Here is a 19307-nt window from a genome sequence, read left to right as displayed (position 1 = left end):
GGGGAGGGGAGAGCCGTGGAAGAGGCCTGGGGAGTGTACTACCGCATCTGCCCGCGCTGCGCGCGCGCGGTCCCGCTCGCCTCGAGCGAGCGCTACTGCACCAACGACGGGGTGCGCCTGCTCGAGGCCTGCCCCGGCTGCGGGGCCCGGATCACCTCGCCCTATGCCCGCTTTTGCGGAAGGTGCGGCCGCGAGTTCCGCCTGGAAGCCCGGGCGTTGGAGGACAAGGCAAGGCAAGGAGGATTGGGATGAGGCATTGGTTCGTGAGCGTATTGGTGTTGGCGGGACTGCTCGGGGCGTGCGGCCCCAAGGACTCGGGCGGCGAGAACGCGGTGGTGATCAAGGCCGCCGAGGGCGGGGTGGTCGAGGCGGGCGGGGCTAAGCTCACCATCCCGCCGGGGGTGCTGAGCCGGGACAGCCGGGTGAGCCTCGAGCTCAAGGCCAAGCCCAGCGAGCCCCAGGACAACCCCCTCCGGGCGGCCGGGCCGCAGGTGGGCCTCGACCTCGGCGGGGCCAGCCTCAACGCCCCGGCCACGCTCGAGCTGCCCACCGACCCCACCAGCCCCGAGGGCAGCGTGGTGGTGCTGGAGACCGTCGCCAACCCCGAGCCGGACGGCCCGCGGCTGTGGGTGCACGCGGCCACGCCGGTGGGCGCCGGCTCGGCGGGGGTTTCGGGGCAGACCGTGCCCGCCAAGGTGGCCTACGCGGTGCGCCGGGTGGGGCTGTACACCGCCTACGTGGTGCCCAGGCCCAAGCCCCAGGAGGGGGGCGTGCGCTCGCTGCAGGTGCCCTTCTACTACCAGGCGGGCCTGCCGTGGTGCACCCCGACCTCGCTTTCGATGGTGATCAACTACCACCGGCCGCAGCCGGCCCTCGCCTCCAACCCCAAGTCCCCCGGGGGCTTCGCCAGCAACTACGGCCTGGCCAGCCTGATCAAGCAGTCGCCCAGCAGCGGCGCGGGCGCGGGGAGCATCCTCAAGGCCGCCGGGGTCCCCGAGGGCGCGTACAGCTACCTGCGCTGGGACGCCGAGCTCGTCCCCAGCGACAACACCTCCGGCGGCTCCAACGCCTTCACCGCCTACGTCGCCATCGCGACCACCGGCTTCTTCGGCCTCTTCCCGGCCAAGCCCGTGTGGACCGCCTCCGACCGCCTGTGGCACGCCTTCGTCCTCACCGGGGTGACCAAAGACGGCGTCTACGTCGCCGACTCCAACGCCCGCCCCGACACGGACTGGAACGGCACCCACCCCTCGATGACCTGGAAGGCCTTCCGCGACGCCAACTGCACGCTCAAAGACCCCAGCGACCCCACCAAAGGCTGCGCCGACTCCGGCGACCCCAACAAGCCCGACCTCGAGACCATCGTCTTCCTCAACGAGCCCAAGCCCGAGGCCGAGCGGCGCGGCTCGATCGAGCTGAGCCACGGCGAGACGGTGTACTTCGGCGGGGTGGGCTTCCCCTTCCCGGCCTCGCTGATCTTCCGCAACCCCTCCAACCAGGTGATCTCGCGCTGGAAGTGGGACGGGGCCTACCCCAACGGCTACTACTTCAACGACGAGGCCACCACCCTCCCCACCTTCCCCTACGGCCGTAACCTCGTGCAGGACAACGAGTTCCGCTACCTCATCTACCGCTCCAGCCGCATGGAGGCCAGCTTCAACGTGGTCAACGTCACCGACGTGGCCCTCGACTTCGAGGTCGAGGCCCGGCTGTACGTGGCCGGGGCCATGAAGGCCCAGCGCTTCGCCAACGTGAGCGTGGAGGCCTACGACCTCGAGCCCCTCGACCTCGACTTCGGCAACCTCGCCGGCGCGGTGGGGACGGTGGGTGGTCCCACCCCGGCGCGGCTGGAGCTCAACCTGCGCCAGGGCGGCGCGCTGCAGGACGTCAAGCACATCGCCTTCAAGCTCGCCCCCGACCCCGCCGACCTGCCCAAGGTGCGCATCCTCGTGCCCAGCGCCCCCACCACCTTGCTCAAGGGCGAGCCCTTCACCTTCCGCGGCGAGGGCTTCGACGCGCACACCCTCCCCGACGGCCGCGCCCGGCTGGCCTGGTTCGAGGGCGCCACCCCCCTGGGCAACGGCGGGCAGTACACCCTCACCCCCAGCGCCGCCGGATCGCGCACCCTGACCCTCGTCGCCACCGGCGAGTACGGCCTGCAGGCCGCCGCCTCGGTGAGCGTCAACGTCATCGACCCCACCCGCACCCCCGGCGAGATCGTGATCGTGGAGCCGAAGAACGGCGCCGAGTACTGGAGCCCCGACATCAACCAGCCCATGGTTGACGTGCCGCTGGTGGGCTACGCCACCTACTCCAACGGCGCGGCGGTGCCCGGCGAGCGGCTGGTGTGGACCGCGCAGGCCCAGGGCGGCACCGAGGTGGAGGTGGGGCGGGGCTCGAGCCTCAACGTGCGCCTGGTAGGCGGCCGCAACTACAAGCTGCCCTACACCATCCGCCTCACCGTGCTCAGCGACAGCGGGCAGCCCATCGGCAGCAAGACCGTGACCATCACCGCCGGCTACACCTACGTCGGCTAGGGAGGGAAGAGGCCATGACCCGCACCTCGATCGTTCTGCTGGGCCTGCTGCTGGCGGCCTGCAACACCAGCACCCCGGCCGGCCCGCCCAAGATCAACGCCTTCACCGCCACGCCCGCCAGCCTGCCCAGCGGCGGAGGAAGCGTGAGGCTGGAGTGGGACGTCACCGGCGCGAGCAGCCTCGACATCAGCGGGGTGGGCAGCGTGACCCCCGAAGGCAGGGGCAGCAAGACCGTCAACGTGACCGCCAGCCGGACCTTCACCCTCACCGCGACCAACAGCGCCGGGAGCGTGAGCAAGGACGCGGCGGTGACGGTGTCCCCCGCGCCTTCCATCAGCGTCACGCCCGCCTCGAGCGCCTTCGTGGCCGGCGACCCCGGCGGCAGCTTCGACGCGGTGGTGACGGGCTCGAGCGCCGCCGTGAAGTGGTCGCTGGAGGGCCCGGGGAGCCTGAGCTCGAGCACCGGCCCCAGCGTCATCTATACGCCCCCCGCCGCCCTCAGCGTCCTGACCACCGCCACCCTCACCGCCGCGCTCGAGGGCACCGGCCTCAGCGCCAGCGCCACCCTCAGCGTCGCGCCGGCCGTGCTCACCGGCGGGGTGCTCTTCTACAAGGCCGACGGCTCGGGCACGGTGGGCAGCCTGGGCGCGGGCGGGGCGTTCACCCCGGTCAAGGCCTACGCCGCGGGGGGGCTGCCCGCGGGGACCACCCACTTCGGCAAGCCCTACGAGCTCTACGAGCTGTTCTACAGCGCCGCCGACGGCTCGGGGGCCCTGGGCACCTTCGACGGGACGGGCGCCTTCCGCAGGCTGCGCACCTACGCCGCCGGGGAGCTCCCGGCCGCTCAGGACCAGGTGGTGAGCCTGAACGAGCGCCTGGTGTTCTACAAGGCCTCCACCGGCACCACCCTCTGCGGCAGCTACGGCCCCGACTACGGCTTCAGCAACCCCGTGACCCAGACCGGCTACTCCAAGGACTGGAACCTCGTCGTGCGGGTCAACGACGCCAACGGGGTGTTCTTCTACAAGCAGCCCACCGGCACCGGGGGCTACGGGACCTACGACGCGGCCTGCAAGTGGTCGTACGTGTACTCCAGCTACAGCCTCAGCACCAACTGGAGCCACATCCTGCGCACCCCCGGCGGGGTCTTGTTCTACCGCCAGAGCGACGGGATCGGCGCGCTGGTCACCTTCGCCGCCAACGGGGCGCCGACCCAGACCGGCACCTACGTCTCGGGGCAACTGGCTAAGGGCTGGGAGCAGGTGGTCAGCACCCCGGCCGGGGTGCTGTTCTACAAGGCCGACGGCTCGGGCGAGCTCGGCACCTTCAGCGGCAACACCTACGCCAAGGTGAAGTCCTACGCCGCCGGGGAGTTGCCCGCCGGGGCCGAGCGTCTGGCGCGGGTGGGGGATTGACCCTCGACCGCGTGCCGACATTGCGGGAGCTGCATTGAAAGGGGTGCGGCATGTTCCGTTACGCGCTGATCGTTCTAGTGCTGGCCGTCCTGGCCGCCTGCAAGGAGCAGGGTTCCACCCCGCCGCCGTGGGCCCTGGGCGAGCAGCCCAACTTCAGCGGGGCCATGGAGTACTGGGCCAAGGGCGACGCGATCGCGCCGGCCGAGGGCGGCATCTTCGCCTACTCCTACCACTCCGACCCCGAGGGCGAGCTCGTGGGGCTCGGGCAGGTCAGGGCCGACGGGGGCTTCACCTTCGGGCTCGTGCGCGGCGCCGGGGGGTACGCGGTCCCGGTGGAGCAGGCCGTATGCGCCGGCCTCAGCCTCGGCAACGCCCAGCAGAAGGTGGCGGTACCGGAGGTGCTCGAGGTCCCCGCGCTCTACGTCGAGGGGGTGCACGCCCGCCCCGGCGGGGGGGTGCTCGTCAGCACCCGGCACCCCATCGCCCCGGGCGCCCCGCGCTACCAGTTCGTCTACGCCGACCGCGACGGCACCGTGAAGGGCTCGTGCGAGGGCTTCGCCATCGACCTCGACCTCCGGAAGGGCTGGAACAGCATCGTGTGGCAGGGCAGCGGTTTCAAGACCGCGGCCATCCCCAAGGAGGCCCGTTGGTACTTCATCAACCCGCTCACGGCGGCGGAGTGACCCCCGGTCCGGCCACCCGCACGCCGCCTCCCCCCGCTCGCGGGGGGAGTTCTCGCGGGGTTCACCCTCGAGCCGGCCGTACCTCGCCCAGCAGGCCGCGCACCGTGTCCATCAGCGCGGTCATGGGCATGGGCTTGGCGAGGTAGGCGGCGGCTCTCTTCAGGTCCTCGGGGCAGCTCTCCTCCTCGTCCTTGGCGCTGAGGATCAGCGTCTTGAGGCGGATGCCCTGCCGGTCCATGCACTCCAGCACGCCCACGCCGTCGAGCCGGGGCATCATCAGGTCGAGGATGAGCAGGTCGGGGAGGTCGGCCTCCAGCCGCCGCAGGCACTCCTCCCCCGAGCCCAGGGCTTCGACCGAGTACCCCGCCAGGCGCAGCGCCCGCTGGAGCAGGCTGCGCATCGAGGGATCGTCGTCCACCACCAGGATGCGTTTCATGGCAACCCCGACCGAAGTCGTCTGGAGTCTACCGCAGCACCTCAAGAAGAAGGTCAGCCCCGGGCTAAGGCGCGTTCATGGGTTATCATCCCGTTCTCAGCCAGGAGGGGCCTCCAGCGGCAGGCGCACGAAGGCGGTGGTGCCCCGGCCCAGCTCGCTCTGTAGCCAGATCCTCCCGCCGTGCTGCTCGACGATCCACTTGGCGATGGCGAGCCCCAGGCCCGTTCCCCCCGCGTCGCGGCTGCGCGAGGGGTCGGCGCGGTAGAAGCGCTCGAAGACGTGGGGCAGGTCCTCCGGCCCGATGCCGACGCCGGTGTCCCGCACGCGCAGCTCGGCGTAGCCCTCCCCCGGCTCCAGCTCCAGCCGCACCTCCCCGCCTGCCGGGGTGTACTTGAGGGCGTTCTCGAGGAGCTGCAGCGCGAGCTGCTTGAGCCGGTCGGCGTCGCCCGGCACCGTCAGGGCGGGCAAGGGCGCGAGTTCCAGGCGGTGTCCGTCGCCCAGGCCCTTCACGGTGGAGAAGGCCTCCCCCAGCACCCGGTCGAGCCGGACGGGCTCCAGCCGCAGCCGCAGCCCCGCGTCGCCCCGCGCGAGGGCGAGCATGTCGTTGACCAGGCGCGACAGGCGCTCGGCCTCGCGGGCGGCGTCGGAGAGGGCCTCGCGGCGCTCGCGCTCGTCGATCCCCTCGAAGCGCAGCAGGAGCTGGAGGTTGCCCTGGATGGCGGTGAGGGGGGCGCGCAGCTCGTGGGCGGCGTCGGCCACGAAGCGCTTCTGGGCCTCGGCCAGCCGCCGGTAGCGCTCCTCGCTCTCGCGCAGGGCCTGCTCGGCGCGGTGCCGCTCGATGTAGATCGCCAGCACGTTGGCGACGGAGCGCAGGAAGTTGACGTCGTCGCGGGAGAAGGCCCGCCTCGAGGCGCTGTGCACGCCCAGCACCCCGTAGGGCTGGGGCATGCCCCGGATCACCATGGTCATGCCGCTCACCACCCCGTGCTCGTGCAGCAGGGGCGGGCCTTGGAAACGGGCCTCGCTCGAGAGGTCCACCACCACCACCGGCTGCCCGGCGGAGAGGGTGTAGCCCGGCTGGGTGTCGGGGCCGGTGCTCACCGTGACCTCGCCCACCCGGCCCTCGCGCCAGCCCACCCCCGCGCACAGCCGCAGCGAGCGGCCCTCGGGCAGCAGCTCGAACACCCCCGCGTACTCGACCTCGAGGGTCTGGGTCAGCGCCTGCAGGGCCTCCTGGAAGAGGGCGCCGGGGTCGGGGCTCTCCAGGGCCCGCCGGCTCAGCTCGGCCACGGCGGCCTGCTGGCGCACCCGCAGGCGCAGGCGCTCCTCGACCTGCTTGATCCCGGTGATGTCGGGGCTCGAGCCCACCATCCCGACGAACTCCCCGTCCACGAAGCGCGGGGTGGCGTAGGAGACGATCCAGCGCCACTCCCCCGAGGCGTGGCGCACCCGGGCCTGGGCCTGGAAGGGCCGGTGCTCGCGCAGGCACTCGAGGAAGGCCTGGGTGTAGGCGGGGGCGTCGTCGGGGTGCACCAGCGGCCGCCAGCCCTGCTCGCGGATCTGCTCGGCGCTGCTCCCGAAGAACTCGGTGTAGGCCCGGTTGACGAACTCCACGCGGCCTTGGGGGTCGGTGACCCAGATCACCAGCGGGGAGCTGTCGGCCATGGTGCGGAAGCGCTCCTCGCTCTCGCGCAGGGCGGCCTCGGCCAGTTTGCGCGCGGTGATGTCGGTGTCGGTGCCCATCCACTCCTGCACCCGCCCGTCCTCGCCGAAGACCGGGGCGGCCCTCGAGTGGACCACGCGGTAGCGGCCGTCCTGCCCGCGCAGCCGCAGCTCGACGTCGTAGGGGACGAGCCGCTCCAGCGAGCGCTGCCAGGCCTGCAGGGCCAGCGGGCGGTCGTCGGGGTGGATGGCCTCGAGCCAGCCCAGCCCGTGGGCGGTCTCGAGGCTGAGCCCGGTGAGCCGCTGGAAGTGCTCGTTGGCCCACACCAGCTCCCCGCCCGCGTCGGTGCGCCACACCGCCGCCCCGCCCACCTCGACCAGGGCGCGGTAACGGGCCTCGGAGGCCCGCACGGCGGCCTCGGCCTGCCGGCGCTCGGTGACGTCCTGGCTGAAGACGCCCACCCCCAGCACCCGCTCCCCGGCCCGCACCGGGTAGTAGCTCAGCCAGAAGGTGTGCCCGGGGGCGACGGGGTGGGAGGGGTCGGCGACGAACTCCATCTCCAGCACCGGCTCGTTGCGCTCCATCACCCCGCGCAGCAGCTCCACGGTTTGCCGGGCGCCGGGGAAGAGCTCGGTCACCGACCGGCCCAGGTGGGCTTCCGGCGGCAGGCCGTTGAGCCGGGCCAGCGCCGCGTTGATGTAGCGGTAGCGCAGCTCGCGGTCCACGAAGGCGAAGCCCAGTGGGGCGCTCTCCAGCAGCGTCTGCAGCAGGGCGTTGGCCTCCTCGAGCCCGTGCCGGGCGCGTCGCTCGTCGGCGTAGAGCCGCGCCCGCTCGATGGCCTCGGCGGTGAGCGAGGCTAAGGCCTCCAGGAAGGCCCGCTCCCGCGCGCCCCACTCCCGCTCCCCCTCGAAGGTGAAGGCCAGGCTGCCCAGGGTATGGCCCCCGGCCCGCAGCGGGAGGCTGACCCCGGCTTCGGTCGCCAACTGCCGGATCTGCGGCCCGAGGTGGGGGTACTGCCGGGCGTAGTCGTCCTTCGAGCGCAGCCAGCGGGCCACCCCCTCACGGGCGCTGTCGGCGGCGGGGACGGGGGCGGAGAGGGGGATGCTGAGGTAGTGGCGGCGCAGCGCGTTCTCGCCGGTCCAGCTCGCCGCCTGCAGCGTGTCGCCCTCGAGCAGGTACAGCGTGCCGGTGCGGGCCCCCAGCAGCGCCGCGCTCTCGCTCATCAGCCGTTCGTAGATGGAGGCGGGGTCGAGGGGCTCGCTCAGCACGGCGGTGAGCCGCTGCAGCTTCTCGGCACGCTCGCGGGCCTGCCGCTCGGCCTCCAGCAGCCGGGCGCGCTCGAGGGCCTGGGCGGTCTGGGCCGCCACCGCCAGCAGGAAGTTCCGGTCCTCGCGGTCGAAGGCCAACCGGTCGCGGAAGGTGAAGTTGAGCCCCCCGAGCACCTCGCCCTCGTACACCAGCGGGATGCTGGCCGCGGCCTCGCCCTCGAGCCGGGCGAGGTGCTCCTGGAGGTGGGGGTAGAGGCCGGCGTAGTCCGCCCGCGAGGGGAGCCACACCGGCTCCCGGCGGCGCACCGCGTCGGCGGCGGGCACGGGCGCGGCGAGGGGGAGGTGGCGGTAGGCCTCCAGCGACTCCTCCGCCATGCCCGTGGCGGCGACGAGCCGCAGCTCGTCGTCCTCGAGCACGTAGACGCTGCCCGCGCTCGCCCCCAGGGCCCCCTCCACCTGGCTCATCACCGCCGCGTACACCTGCTGCGGCGTGGCGGCCTGGGAGAGTGAGGCCGTGACCCGTTGCAGCCGCTGCAGGTGCTCCTCGGCCCGCCGGCGCTCGGTGACGTCGGTGGCGGTGCCGATCCACTCCCGCAGCTCCCCCTCGGGCGAGAAGCGCGGCAGGCAGCGTATCCGCAGGCGGTGGTACTGCCCGCTGCGGTGGCGCAGGCGGTACTCCTGGCGGTAGGGGCTGAGCCGGGCCATGGCCTCGGCCCAGGCGGCCCGCACTCGCTCGCGGTCGTGGGGATGCACCACCTCGAGCCAGCCCTCGCCCTCGGCCGCGCGGGGGTCTTGCCCGGTGAAGCCCGACCACCAGGCGCTGAGCTGCGGGCTCGAGCCGTCGGGGGCGAGGGTGAAGACGAAGTCGGTGCTGGCCTCGACCAGGCTGCGGAAGCGCTCCTCGCTGTCGCGCAGCGCCTCCTCGGCCAGGTGGGACTCGCGGGCGTCTTGCGCCAGGGCCACCACGCCCGCCACCCCGCCCCGCCCGTCGAGGACAGGGTTGAGGCGCAGGAGGGCGCGGAGGCTCGAGCCGTCCTTGCGGCGCAGCCGGGCCTCGCCCGACCAGCTTCCCCCTGCCAGGGCCGCCGCCAGGATGCGCTGCCCCGGCTCGCCCGCGGCCTCGAGGGGGATGACCTCGAGGAACTCGCGGCCCAGCACCTCCGCCGCCGCCCAGCCGTACAGGGCCTGCGCCGCAGCGTTCCAGTGCGCGATCCGGCCCTGCGCGTCGGCGGCGATGACCGCCTGCCCCACCGCGTCGAGCAGGCGGGCGGCCTCCACCCCCAGCGGGGAGGCCGCGGGGGCGGGGTTTTCGGACTGCTCGGGCTTCATATCGGGGCCACCCTGTCCGGTAACGCGCTGATGCTACCCCGTGCTCGCTGAGTCTGGGCTGAGCCGGCCGGGGCGGCGGACTGCTTGCCGTCTGGCCTGATTCTATCGCCGTCCGGGCGCTTTGGTCTCGTGGGGGCCTCGAGCGGGGGAGAGCCAGGGACCGCCCACGCCCCGCCGCGCTTCCTCAGCCTCCCCCTGACCCGGCCTCGAGGCTAGGCCCTACTCCGGAAGCGGGCCGGCCTGCCGACCCGGGTGGGCGAGGCCGGGGGCAGGAGCTTGGCCCCGGGGCCGGGCCGAGGAGCGTCATGGCAACCATGCGAACTGCCTGGCGCTGCAGGTCCCGACCTGAGCAACGCGGGCCCTGCTCCCCCTTCCGCGGGGCGGCTTCGGAGCTAAAAGCCTTCGGGGTCGGGTCCCGGTGGCCGGGTATTGCATTTTCCCGGGGGGCGGGGTACATTTTCTTAAAGGTTTAAGAAAATAACCTGGAGGATCTCGAGGCGGCCATCCCGGCTTCAACACAGGGGTCTCAAACCTTGGCACCCACGACAGGAGGACGGTTATGAATTGGAAGAAGGCAGGCTTGCTCACGCTAACCCTGGCGGGACTGATGGGCGCGAGCCCGTTCGGGTTCAGCCAGGCCCAGGGCCAGCAGATCACCCTGCAGTTCTGGGGCCACTGGCTCTCCGAACAGCGCCGCCCCACCATCACCCGCATCGTCAACACCTGGAACGCCAAGAACCCCAACGTCAAGGTCGAGTACACCGGCGTCCCCTTTGATCAAATCATTAACAAAACCCTGGCCTCGGTCGCGGCCGGCAACCCCCCGGACGTGGTGGTCATCGACATCCGCACCACGCGCCTGCGCGCGGCCAAGGGGCAGAACACCAACCTCTCGGCGCTGGGCGTGGACAGCAAGAAGAACCTCTACTTCCCCAACCTCTGGGCCACGGGCACCTACAAGGGCCAGCAGTACGGCCTGCCCTTCAACACCGACACCCGCGTGCTGTACTACAACAAGAAGGCCTTCCGGGAGGTGGGCCTCGACCCCACCCGGCCCCCGAAGACCTGGGCCGACCTCTGGAACTACGCGCTGAAGCTCGACAAGAAGGAGGGCAACCGCTACACCCGCATGGGCTTCCACCCCCTCTTCGGCGACTTCGGCTACGAGGGCTGGGTCGGCAACGCCAAGGGCCTGCTCTTCAAGGACGCCGACTACGACGAGCCCGCCATCAACAACCCCACCGCGGTGAAGGTGCTCGAGTGGGTCAAGCGCTGGACCGACAAGTACGGCACCGCGCAGTACGCCGCCTTCCGCGCGTCCTTCGGCGGCGGCGCCCAGGACGAGTTCATGTCGGGCAAGGTGCCCATGGTCGTGCGCAACGGCAACTACATCGCCACCATCGCCCGCAACGCCCCCGACCTCGAGTACGGCATCGTCCCCGTGCCCACCGAAGACGGCCAGCAGCACCCCTACGCCTCGTGGGGCGGCGGCTTCAACGTGGAGATCCCCAAGGGCACCAAGTACCCCAAGGAGGCCCTGGCCTTCGCCATCTTCCTGACCACCGAGGGGGCTAAGTACTGGACCGCCGAGCAGAAGGACCTCCCCGGCTACCGCCTGGCCCAGCTCGAGAACAAGGACCCCCTGTTCCTGCAACTCGTCAACAACATGAAGTACACCTTCGTCGCCCCCACCGCCGCCTACGCCCCCACCTACGGCACCGCCGTGGAGAAGGCCGTGCAGGACGTGGTGCTTCAGGGCCGCGACCCCAAGGCCGCCCTCGACGAGGCCCAGCAGACCGTGATGAAGATGGTCGAGCAGGGCAAGCGCGAGACGCAGTAGCGCCGGCTCTTACCTCTGGCAACCGCGTTTTTCCCTTCCGACGGGCGACCCTGCGTCGCCCGTTCGTCCGTGAGGAGGCCGAATGGCCGACAAGCTCAGCGTCATCGTCATCCAGCTCGACTCGCTCAACCGGCACTTCCTGGGCGCCTACGGCAACGGCTGGGTGCACACCCCCAGCCTCAGCCGCTTCGCCGAGCGGGCGGTGGCCTTCGAGCAGCACTACACCGGCTCGCTGCCGTGCATGCCCGCCCGCCGCGAGATCTGGGCCGGGGTGGAGGAGTTCTGGTGGCGGGGGTGGGGGCCGCTCGAGCCCTGGGACCGCCCCCTGGCCTTCCTGGCGGGCCAGAAGGGCATCGTGACCCAGCTCGTCACCGACCACTACCACTTCTTCGAGTGGGGCGCCCACTCCTACAGCTACGACTTCGGCGGCTACGAGTTCGTCCGCGGCCACGAGCACGACAACTGGGTCACCGAGCCTGTGGCCGAGGTCCCGCCCTGGGCCCGGCGCATGGTCGAGGTCCAGGGCGAAGGCGGCCTGACCTACCTGCGCAACGTCGCGCACCTCCGGGGCGAGGCGGACTTCTTCGGCCCCCGGGTGATGGCGTCTACGGCGGACTGGCTCGAGCGCAACCACGCCCACGAGCAGTTCTACCTCCACGTCGATTGCTTCGACGTGCACGAGCCCTTCCACGTCCCCGAGCCCTACCGCTCGATGTACACCGGCCTGCCCCCCGAGGGCCGCAACCCCTGGCCGCGCTACGGCCGCACCGACGACCCCGCGATGGGCCTCACCCCCGAGGACGTGGCGTGGGTGCGGGCGCAGTTCGCGGGCAAGCTCACCATGGTGGACGCCTGGCTGGGCCGGGTGCTGGACGCGCTCGAGCGCCACCGCCTCTGGGAGCGCACCTGCGTGATCGTCACCACCGACCACGGGCACTACCTGGGCGAGCACGGCCGCATCGGCAAGCCGGGCTCGCCGCTGTGGCACACCCTCTGCCACATCCCGCTGCTGGTGTGGCACCCCGGCGCCCAGCCCCGCCGGGTAAAGGCCGTCACCCAGACCATAGACCTCTACGCGACGGTGCTCGAGCTCCTGGGCTTGGAAGCCCCCGAGGGCACCCACAGCCACAGCTTCGTGCCGGTGCTGGGAGGGAAGGACCGCCACCGCGACTTCGCCGTCTACGGCTACAACAACCAGCGGGTGGGCCTGAGCACGCCGGAGTGGACCCTGCTGCGCGACCACGACCCCGCCGCCGCCCCCGCCTACGTCTACAGCCACCAGGTGGGCCAGCTCAACCAGCGCTCCGCCGGGGCGCGGCACCGGCGGGACTTCGAGCTCGCGGGCCTCGAGGCGGGCCCTTTCCTCCCCGGCGTGTCCACCCCGGTCTGGCGCATGCCCTCGGGCGCTTGGGACGTGCTCAACCTGCACCCCCCGCGCCCCGACCTGCTCTACCACAACCCCACCGACCCCGAGCAGGAGCACGACCTGGCTCCGGAGCGGCCCGAGAGGGTGGCCGAGCTCGAGGCCCTGCTGCGCGGCCACATGCGGCGCCTGCGGGCGCCCGAGGAGCAGTACGCACGCCTGCGGCTGTGACCTTCAGGCCCGCCGCCCCAGCCGCCCCACCGCCACCCAGGAGGCCCCGACGAAGACCATGGCCCCCAGGAACACCGCGCGGTAGCCCAGCGCGTCGGCCAGCACCCCGCCCAGGAAGGGGGCGAAGGCCAGCAGCCCCACGAAGGTGTTCATCGGATTGGGGTCTGGGGCGGGAGACCCCGACCAAACTCCGCTTTGGCCGGGGAGGTAGGGCCCCAGGCCGCCATCCGGCGGCTATACCCGCTCATCTCTTTCAAGAGTTGAAAGGTCTGCGGTACACTGGTTTTATGAAGCTCACCGCCAAGGTCAAGCTCTTGCCCACGCCTGAACAGCGGGCGTGGCTGCTCGACACCATGCGGCGCTTCAACGCGGCCTGCGACCACATCTCGGGGGTGGCCTGGGAGACCCGCACCTTCAAGCAGATCCCCCTGCACCACCGGGTCTACCACGCCGTCAAAGACCGGTTCGGCCTCTCGGCCCAGATGGTGGTGCGGGCCAACGCTCGGGTGGTGGACGCCTACAAGCTGGACAAGCAAACCAAGCGCACCTTCCGTGAACTGGGGGCCATCACCTACGACGACCGCATCCTCTCCTGGAACCTCGTGGCCTCCACGGTCTCCGTCTGGACGGTGGAGGGCCGTCAGACCCTCCCCTTTGTGTGCGGGGAGTACCAGCGCAGGCTGCTGGCTACCCGGCAGGGGGAGACCGACCTGGCCTACGTGGGGGGTGAGTTCTACCTTTTTGCCACGGTCAACGTGGAGGAGCCCGAGCCCATCGAGGTCAGAGACGTGCTGGGGTAGACCTAGGCGTCGTCAACCTCGCCACCGATTCCGACGGGGAAGCCTACTCCGGCAAGCACCTCAACTCCGTCAGGGCTAGACACCGTAGGTTCAGGAGAAAGCTCCAGAAGAAGGGGAGCAAGGGGGCCAAGCGGCGGTTGAAGAAGCTCGCCGGGAAGGAGAAGCGATTTGCCCATGACGTGAACCACACCATCGCCAAACGCATCGTGGAGAAGGCCCAACGCACGAATCGGGCGGTCGCCCTGGAGGACCTCCGGGGCATCCGCCAGAGGGTCAGGGCTAGGCGGCCTCAGCGCTCCACGCTGCACTCCTGGGCTTTCCACGACTTGGGGCAGAAGCTGGGCTACAAGGCGAGACGGGCCGGGGTTCCGCTGGTCTTTGTTGACCCCAAGAACACCTCCCGGGAGTGTCCCGCCTGCGGGCACACCGGGCGGGCCAACCGTCCCGACCAGAGCACCTTTGCCTGTGTGGTCTGCGGCTTCGCCGGGCTTGCAGACCACGTCGCGGCGGTCAACATTGGCCGCCGGGCCATTGTGAACTGGCCGAACGTGGGGGAAGCGAATCGTGTTCCACATGGTTCTGTCCCCGCAAGCCCCGACCCGAACCCGTTAGGGTTTGGTGGGGGTAGTTGACGGCGCCCGGGTAGCGGCTGCGCTCCTCGGCGGGCGCGACGTTGAGCATGTAGTTGGTGTAGCCCAGCCCGATGCCCGGCCCCGCCCGGCTGGCGCAGACGAAGACCAGCGCGTAGGCCATGCCCGCCCCGTGCGGCATCAGCAGCGCGGTGAGCGGGGTGAAGACCTGGATGAAGGTGGCGAGCCGGATGACCCGCCTCGAGCCGTAGCGGCGCACCAGCCGCGACCAGACGACGTTGGACAGCGGCGAGATGGCGGCCAGCACCATCAGGAAAGTGCCCACCATCGCGCCCGGCACCCCCAGCACCTTCAGCGCGTACACCGCGTAGAAGGGGTCGGCGATGCCCGCCAGGGCCAGCAGGCCGCGCGGCAGGGAGAAGGCCCGCAGGTCGGGGTTGCCCAGGGCGAAGCGGGGCATGGCCCGCAGCTCCGTCCAGAAGCCTCTCGACTCCCGGGGCGGGTCGGGCGGCTCGTCGATGCGCCCGAAGACGTGGTAGGCCAGGCTGAAGGCGGCGGCCCCAGCGCGAAGGTCAGGGTGTAGTTGTAGGGGAAGGGCAGCCCCGAGCCCAGGATCAGCCGGATCAGGAAGCCGGTGCCGAAGGCCAGGAGGCCGCCGTAGAGGGCGCGGGTGCCCAGGAAGGCCGGGCGCTCTTCGGGAGGGACGATCTTGGAGAAGACCTCGAGCACCGGCAGCCCCGCCACCCCCGAGGCCAGGGCGTTGACGGTGAGGGCCAGCAGGAAGGCCAGCAGCAGCCGGTCGGGGTGCCCGACCAGCAGAAAGCTGCTCAGCACGATCAGGGCGTAGGTCCCGCTGCGCACGAAGCCCGAGGCCCGGTAGAAGGGCAGCTTGTAGGGGCGGCTGTGCACCAGCGAGGCCACCACGGCCTGCGGCAAGGTCCAGCCTGCCCCCATCACGGCGGGGATGAGCCCGACGGGCGCGTTGCTGGCCCCGAGCTGGCTGGCGAAGGTCGAGAGGACGATGCCGGGGCTCATGCAGGCGTCCCCGACGGCGGCGAACCAGCCGTTGAGCACCCCCAGCCGGTAGTTGCGGGCGCGCATCTTTCGCAGGAATTGCTTGGACGACTCGTTCAGCATGGGCCGGGAAACGCCCCCCGCTGGGGGGCCGGGCTTAGCTCGAGCCCTCCCACTCGAGCAGGTTCACCTCCCGCACCTCGCCTTTGCCGCGCGGGATGAGCAGGGTCTTGATCTCGTAGGGGCCGAAGTCGGCCTCGAGGGTGCGCCCCAGCAGGGGGAGGGCGACGCGGGCGCGGGCGGCTCGGCCGGTGCTCTCGTAGAGCCGCAGGACCAGGGCGTCCGAGTCCTCGGCCTTCTTGAGCACGGTGGGGACGACGCTGGCGGGGCTGACCTCGAGGAAGCTGGCCTTGGGCCTGAGCTCGCCCGCGTGGTAGCTCTCGACCAGGGCGACGGGGCGCTGGTGGAGCTCGAGGGCCCGCCGGCTCAGCCCGGCCTCCTCCCAGGAGCCCGCGTGGGGCAGCAGCCAGTAGGTGAAGCGCTGGAGGCCCTGGTCCATGTAGCTGTACTCCTGCTGGGGGTCGGGCACGTAGGGGTCGTGGTGGGCGTAGATGGGGCTGCGCAGCACGGTGAGGTAGAGGGTGTGGCCCTCGGCGGAGTAGCTGTACTTGGCGTCGTTGAGGAGGGCCAGCCCGTGGACGGCCCCGGTGGGCCGGTAGACCCCGCTGAGGTCCGCCCAGCCCTGGCCCGGCTCCTCCTCGCCGTTGGTGGGGCGGGTCAGCGCGCCGTAGGGGGCTTCGTAGGCGGCCTGGGGGAAGTGCAGGTTGGCGGGGAAGGCCAGCTTGAGCGCCTTGTGCCGCTCGCGCCAGTCCAGCGTGACCCGCACCTCGAGGTGCGGGAGGTCGTGGTAGAGCGTGAAGTCCTGCAAGAGCACCGAGCGCCCGTAGGTGCTCCTCACCCGCAGCACCGCCTTGACCGGCCCCTGTTCATAAAGCCGCACCGACTCGGCCTCGAAAGCCCCGCTGAAGCGGTCGAAGCGCAGCACGCCGTGGCTCCAGGTGTCCGAGCGGTCCTCCGCGACCAGAGCCTGCGCCCCCAGGCCCTTGAAGACCTCGAGGTCGCGCGCCTTGTCGTAAAGGCTGGCGATGGCCCCGCTTTGGGGGTCGAGGGTGAGGCGGTAGAAGCGGTTCTCGAGGGTGTTTTCCCCGGCCCCGACCCAGGGGTGCGCTTTGGGCCGGGCGGCGGGCTTGACCCGGTAGAGCCGGTGCCCGAAGGCGGGGAGCTCGGCCACGAAGGCCAGCCGCTTGCGCCAGCCGCTCACCGTGGCCCCCGAGCGCACCGTCTGCAGCGGCACCTGGCGGCCCCGCTCGTCCACCAGCGCGTCGCCCTCCTTGAGCCCGCCGTACTCCAGCTCCACCTCCGCCCGCACCGCCCAGGGGTGGGGGTTGAAGACCACCACGGGCTTCATGCCCTCCTCGGCGGGGATGTCCACCTGCCAGGAGAGGGCCTGCGCCGCGTCGTTGGCGACGTGGGAGGCGATGGACAGCGCCTCGCCCAGCTCGTTCCTCGCGTCCTCGTAGGCCGCCTCGAGGCTGGTGCCGGCCAGGATGTCGTGGAACTGGTTGAACAGCACCCGCTTCCAGGCGTGCTCGAGCGCCTGCGCCGGGTAGGGCCGCCCCAGCCGCACGTGGGCCAGCGTGGCGAGCTTCTCCGCCAGCAGCAGCGCGTTCTCGGCCCTGCGGTTCCACTGCTTGATGCCCGAGTGCGCGGCGTAGCAGCCGCTGGCGTGGTGCTGCAGCTCCTCGTGCCAGGCGGGGATGCCCGGCGTGCCCTCCACGGCCTCGAAGTAGGCCTCGGGGTGGCTCAGCCGCAGCTCGGGGAGCTCGGGGTCGGCGCTGAGGCGGCGGATGGACTCGAGGTTCTCGCGCGTGGGCCCCCCGCCGTGGTTGCCCACCCCGTAGAAGCACATCAGCGTGTCGAAGGGGGGCTTGACCTCGGTGAGGCACTTGCGCACGTGGACTTCGAGGTCCTTGCCCCAGGTGGTGTACTCGTAGGGGATGCGGAAGGTGAGCACCCTCGAGCCGTCGGGCGAGCCCCACCAGAACAGCCGCCCGGGCAGGTTCTGCTCGTGGGGGCCGGGGCGCATGAAGGTGTAGTAGGGCATCCCGCTCTTGAGCAAGATCTGCGGCAGCGTGGCCGCGTGGCCGAAGGAGTCGGGGTTGTAGCCCACCCGCGCGACGCGCCCGAAGCGGCTTTGGAAGTAGCGCTGGGCGTAGAGCCCCTGCCGCACGAAGGCCTCGCCGCCGGGGATGTTGCAGTCGGGCTCCACCCACCAGCCCCCCACCAGCGCCCAGCGCCCCTCCTGCACCCGCTGCCGGATCTCCTCGAACATGGCCGGGTCGTTGTGCTCGACCCAGGCGTAGAAAGCCGCCGAGCTGCAGGTGAACACGAAGTCGGGGTACTCCTTCATGCGGTCGAGGGCGCTGCGGAAGGAGGCCTTGATCTCCTGGAAGCCCTCGCGCCAGTCCCACAGCCACACCGGGTCGATGTGGGCGTTGCCGATCATGTGGAAGGTGCCTCGCTCGCCCATCTCACTCCCCCAAAGCCCAGCCGTCGAGCGCTTCGCAGATCATGTGGATCAGGAGGACGTGCATCTCCTGCACGCGGGCCGTGGAGGCGGAGGGCACCGCCAGGCAGAAGTCGGTGAGCGGGCGCATCGCCGCGGCGTGCCCCCCGGTGAGCCCCACCCGCACCACGCCCAGGCGGGCGGCGGCCTCGAGCGCCGCCCGCACGTTCTTCGAGCGCCCCGAGGTGCTGATGCCGAAGAGCACGTCGCCGGGGCGGGCGAGGGCCTCGAGCTGCCGCGCGAAGACCTGCTCGAAGGCGTAGTCGTTGCCGATGCAGGTCAGGGCCGAGGAGTCGGTGGTGAGGGCCAGTGCCGCGAGCGGGCGGCGCTCGCGGCGGTAGCGCCCCGAGAGCTCGGCGGCGAAGTGCTGCGCGTCGGCGGCGCTGCCCCCGTTGCCGCAGACCATCAGCTTGCCGCCCTGCTCGAGCGCCCTGACGCAGGCCTGCACCACGCGCCCCAGCTCGGGGAAGAGCGCGGGGAGGTGCTCGAGCACCCGCCGGTGCTCGTCCCAGTACGCCTCGAAGATGGCCTGGCTCATCGCCTGACCCCGCCCCTGGTGAGATAGCCGGTTGCAACGAAGTTCATAGCCTACCTCCTCGGCCGTGTGCCGTCCCTTCTTAATCTCTGGGTTCAGCATATACCAAAATCCCGAGTTTCTTAATATATTTAAGTAACTCGAGGTTCAGCCCATTCAGTCCTCCCTCAGCCGTGGCCTGAGCGAGCCGGGATAAGCTATAGGGCAACCAGAGGAAGGAGGGAGCGGTTTATGGTCAAACGGCCGAGAATGTCGGCGATGCGCCGGAAGGAGGCGATCACGGGCTACTTGTTCATCATGCCCTGGTTGCTGGGCTTCATCCTCTTCACCGCCGGCCCCATGCTCTTCTCGCTCTACGCGAGCTTCACCAACTACGACGTCACCAGCCGCTTCGACTGGGTGGGGCTCGACAACTACCGCCGGCTGCTCTTCGACGACCCCTTCTTCTGGCTGAGCCTGAAAAACACCGCCTACTACGCGGTGTTCGCCGTGCCGCTGGGGATCGCCACCGGACTGATCATCGCGGTGCTGCTCAACCAGCAGGTGCCCGGCCAGCGCGTATTCCGCACCATCTTCTTCCTGCCCAAGGTGCTCACCGGGGTCGCGGTGCTGCTGCTGTGGCTGTGGGTCTTCAACCCCAACTTCGGCCCCATCAACGTCTTCCTGCGCTTCATCGGCGTCGAGAACCCGCCCCTTTGGTTCTCCGACCCCAACTGGTCCAAGCCCGCGCTCATCATCATGAGCATGTGGGGCGCGGCGGGCGGCTACATCATCTACCTGGCCGGGTTGCAGGGCATCCCCAAGCACCTCTACGAGGCCGCGGCCATCGACGGGGCCAGCCCCTTCCGCCAGTTCCTGGCCATCACCGTGCCCATGATGTCGCCCACCATCTTCTTCAAGCTCATCGTGGGCTTCTCCGGCGCGATGCAGTTCTGGGAGAGCGTGCTCATCGTGTCGGAGGGCGGGCAGGGCGGGCC

General features: G+C 71.0%; 14 protein-coding genes and 1 pseudogene. 9 read left to right on the top strand and 6 right to left on the bottom strand.

The window, feature by feature from the left end; translation table 11 throughout:
- The 4 genes from Mterra_RS09070 to Mterra_RS09055 form a co-directional block, all read left to right on the top strand.
- The coding region (locus Mterra_RS09070) for a zinc ribbon domain-containing protein (RefSeq protein ID WP_218022914.1) at positions 1 to 252 on the top strand (252 nt) is incomplete at its 5' end.
- Positions 249 to 2537, top strand: coding sequence for a cysteine peptidase family C39 domain-containing protein (locus Mterra_RS09065; RefSeq protein WP_147372622.1), 2289 nt, complete (start codon positions 249 to 251; stop codon positions 2535 to 2537). The genes Mterra_RS09070 and Mterra_RS09065, both read left to right, overlap by 4 nt.
- A gap of 14 nt (positions 2538 to 2551) precedes the next feature.
- Positions 2552 to 3952: a hypothetical protein gene (locus Mterra_RS09060; protein WP_119314909.1), complete on the top strand. Its 1401-nt coding sequence runs from the start codon at positions 2552 to 2554 to the stop codon at positions 3950 to 3952.
- 50 nt (positions 3953 to 4002) lie between these two features.
- Complete coding sequence (locus Mterra_RS09055; RefSeq protein WP_119314908.1) at positions 4003 to 4635, top strand: hypothetical protein; 633 nt, start codon at positions 4003 to 4005, stop codon at positions 4633 to 4635.
- Between the two features lie 61 nt (positions 4636 to 4696).
- Here the strand turns inward: Mterra_RS09055 and Mterra_RS09050 are convergent, their stop codons facing one another.
- Together Mterra_RS09050 and Mterra_RS09045 are read right to left on the bottom strand one after the other, a co-directional pair.
- Positions 4697 to 5071: a response regulator transcription factor gene (locus Mterra_RS09050; RefSeq protein WP_119314907.1), complete on the bottom strand. Its 375-nt coding sequence runs from the start codon at positions 5069 to 5071 to the stop codon at positions 4697 to 4699.
- Between the two features lie 96 nt (positions 5072 to 5167).
- On the bottom strand, positions 5168 to 9331 hold the full coding sequence (locus tag Mterra_RS09045; protein ID WP_119314906.1) for a PAS domain S-box protein: 4164 nt from the start codon (positions 9329 to 9331) through the stop codon (positions 5168 to 5170).
- 559 nt (positions 9332 to 9890) lie between these two features.
- Here Mterra_RS09045 and Mterra_RS09040 point away from each other — a divergent pair.
- Both Mterra_RS09040 and Mterra_RS09035 read left to right on the top strand, forming a co-directional pair.
- The gene (locus Mterra_RS09040) at positions 9891 to 11171 is read left to right on the top strand and encodes an ABC transporter substrate-binding protein (RefSeq protein WP_119314905.1); all 1281 of its coding nucleotides are present in this window, start codon (positions 9891 to 9893) and stop codon (positions 11169 to 11171) included.
- A gap of 82 nt (positions 11172 to 11253) precedes the next feature.
- A complete protein-coding gene (locus Mterra_RS09035; RefSeq protein ID WP_119314904.1) occupies positions 11254 to 12765 on the top strand; it encodes a sulfatase in 1512 nt (503 codons plus the stop codon).
- A 3-nt stretch (positions 12766 to 12768) separates the two neighbouring features.
- Here the strand turns inward: Mterra_RS09035 and Mterra_RS22275 are convergent, their stop codons facing one another.
- Positions 12769 to 12918 carry a hypothetical protein gene (locus Mterra_RS22275; protein WP_170159613.1) on the bottom strand — a complete coding sequence of 50 codons (150 nt, stop codon included), beginning with the start codon at positions 12916 to 12918 and terminating at the stop codon, positions 12769 to 12771.
- 134 nt (positions 12919 to 13052) lie between these two features.
- Here Mterra_RS22275 and Mterra_RS22840 point away from each other — a divergent pair, with 134 nt between their 5' ends.
- Both Mterra_RS22840 and Mterra_RS22835 read left to right on the top strand, forming a co-directional pair.
- On the top strand, positions 13053 to 13565 hold the full coding sequence (locus Mterra_RS22840; RefSeq protein ID WP_218022913.1) for a hypothetical protein: 513 nt from the start codon (positions 13053 to 13055) through the stop codon (positions 13563 to 13565).
- A 26-nt stretch (positions 13566 to 13591) separates the two neighbouring features.
- Positions 13592 to 14032, top strand: a pseudogene (locus Mterra_RS22835) (RNA-guided endonuclease TnpB family protein); the annotation flags it as partial.
- Between the two features lie 43 nt (positions 14033 to 14075).
- On the opposite strand, the gene Mterra_RS23115 reads toward Mterra_RS22835, so the two are convergent.
- The 3 genes from Mterra_RS23115 to Mterra_RS09015 form a co-directional block, all read right to left on the bottom strand.
- Positions 14076 to 14675 carry an MFS transporter gene (locus tag Mterra_RS23115; RefSeq protein WP_245971579.1) on the bottom strand — a complete coding sequence of 200 codons (600 nt, stop codon included), beginning with the start codon at positions 14673 to 14675 and terminating at the stop codon, positions 14076 to 14078.
- A gap of 651 nt (positions 14676 to 15326) precedes the next feature.
- Positions 15327 to 17759 carry an alpha-mannosidase gene (locus tag Mterra_RS09020; protein ID WP_119314902.1) on the bottom strand — a complete coding sequence of 811 codons (2433 nt, stop codon included), beginning with the start codon at positions 17757 to 17759 and terminating at the stop codon, positions 15327 to 15329.
- Position 17760: 1 nt separating this feature from the next.
- On the bottom strand, positions 17761 to 18333 hold the full coding sequence (locus Mterra_RS09015; protein WP_119314901.1) for a D-sedoheptulose-7-phosphate isomerase: 573 nt from the start codon (positions 18331 to 18333) through the stop codon (positions 17761 to 17763).
- A 255-nt stretch (positions 18334 to 18588) separates the two neighbouring features.
- Here Mterra_RS09015 and Mterra_RS09010 point away from each other — a divergent pair.
- A partial coding sequence (locus Mterra_RS09010; RefSeq protein WP_218022911.1) for a carbohydrate ABC transporter permease occupies positions 18589 to 19307 on the top strand: 719 nt, incomplete at its 3' end.

The sequence above is a fragment of the Calidithermus terrae genome, assembly GCF_003574345.1.
Classification (GTDB): domain Bacteria; phylum Deinococcota; class Deinococci; order Deinococcales; family Thermaceae; genus Calidithermus; species Calidithermus chliarophilus.
This window is presented reverse-complemented; position numbering and strand designations above follow the sequence as displayed.

What these genes read in the sequence shown, in the direction of transcription:
- Mterra_RS09065 (WP_147372622.1), top strand. Translation starts at nt 249, where the DNA reads ATGAGGCATTGGTTCGTGAGCGTATTGGTGTTGGCGGGACTGCTCGGG.
- Mterra_RS09060 (WP_119314909.1), top strand. Translation starts at nt 2,552, where the DNA reads ATGACCCGCACCTCGATCGTTCTGCTGGGCCTGCTGCTGGCGGCCTGC.
- Mterra_RS09055 (WP_119314908.1), top strand. Translation starts at nt 4,003, where the DNA reads ATGTTCCGTTACGCGCTGATCGTTCTAGTGCTGGCCGTCCTGGCCGCC.
- Mterra_RS09050 (WP_119314907.1), bottom strand. Translation starts at nt 5,071, where the DNA reads ATGAAACGCATCCTGGTGGTGGACGACGATCCCTCGATGCGCAGCCTG.
- Mterra_RS09045 (WP_119314906.1), bottom strand. Translation starts at nt 9,331, where the DNA reads ATGAAGCCCGAGCAGTCCGAAAACCCCGCCCCCGCGGCCTCCCCGCTG.
- Mterra_RS09040 (WP_119314905.1), top strand. Translation starts at nt 9,891, where the DNA reads ATGAATTGGAAGAAGGCAGGCTTGCTCACGCTAACCCTGGCGGGACTG.
- Mterra_RS09035 (WP_119314904.1), top strand. Translation starts at nt 11,254, where the DNA reads ATGGCCGACAAGCTCAGCGTCATCGTCATCCAGCTCGACTCGCTCAAC.
- Mterra_RS22275 (WP_170159613.1), bottom strand. Translation starts at nt 12,918, where the DNA reads ATGAACACCTTCGTGGGGCTGCTGGCCTTCGCCCCCTTCCTGGGCGGG.
- Mterra_RS22840 (WP_218022913.1), top strand. Translation starts at nt 13,053, where the DNA reads ATGAAGCTCACCGCCAAGGTCAAGCTCTTGCCCACGCCTGAACAGCGG.
- Mterra_RS09020 (WP_119314902.1), bottom strand. Translation starts at nt 17,759, where the DNA reads ATGGGCGAGCGAGGCACCTTCCACATGATCGGCAACGCCCACATCGAC.
- Mterra_RS09015 (WP_119314901.1), bottom strand. Translation starts at nt 18,333, where the DNA reads ATGAGCCAGGCCATCTTCGAGGCGTACTGGGACGAGCACCGGCGGGTG.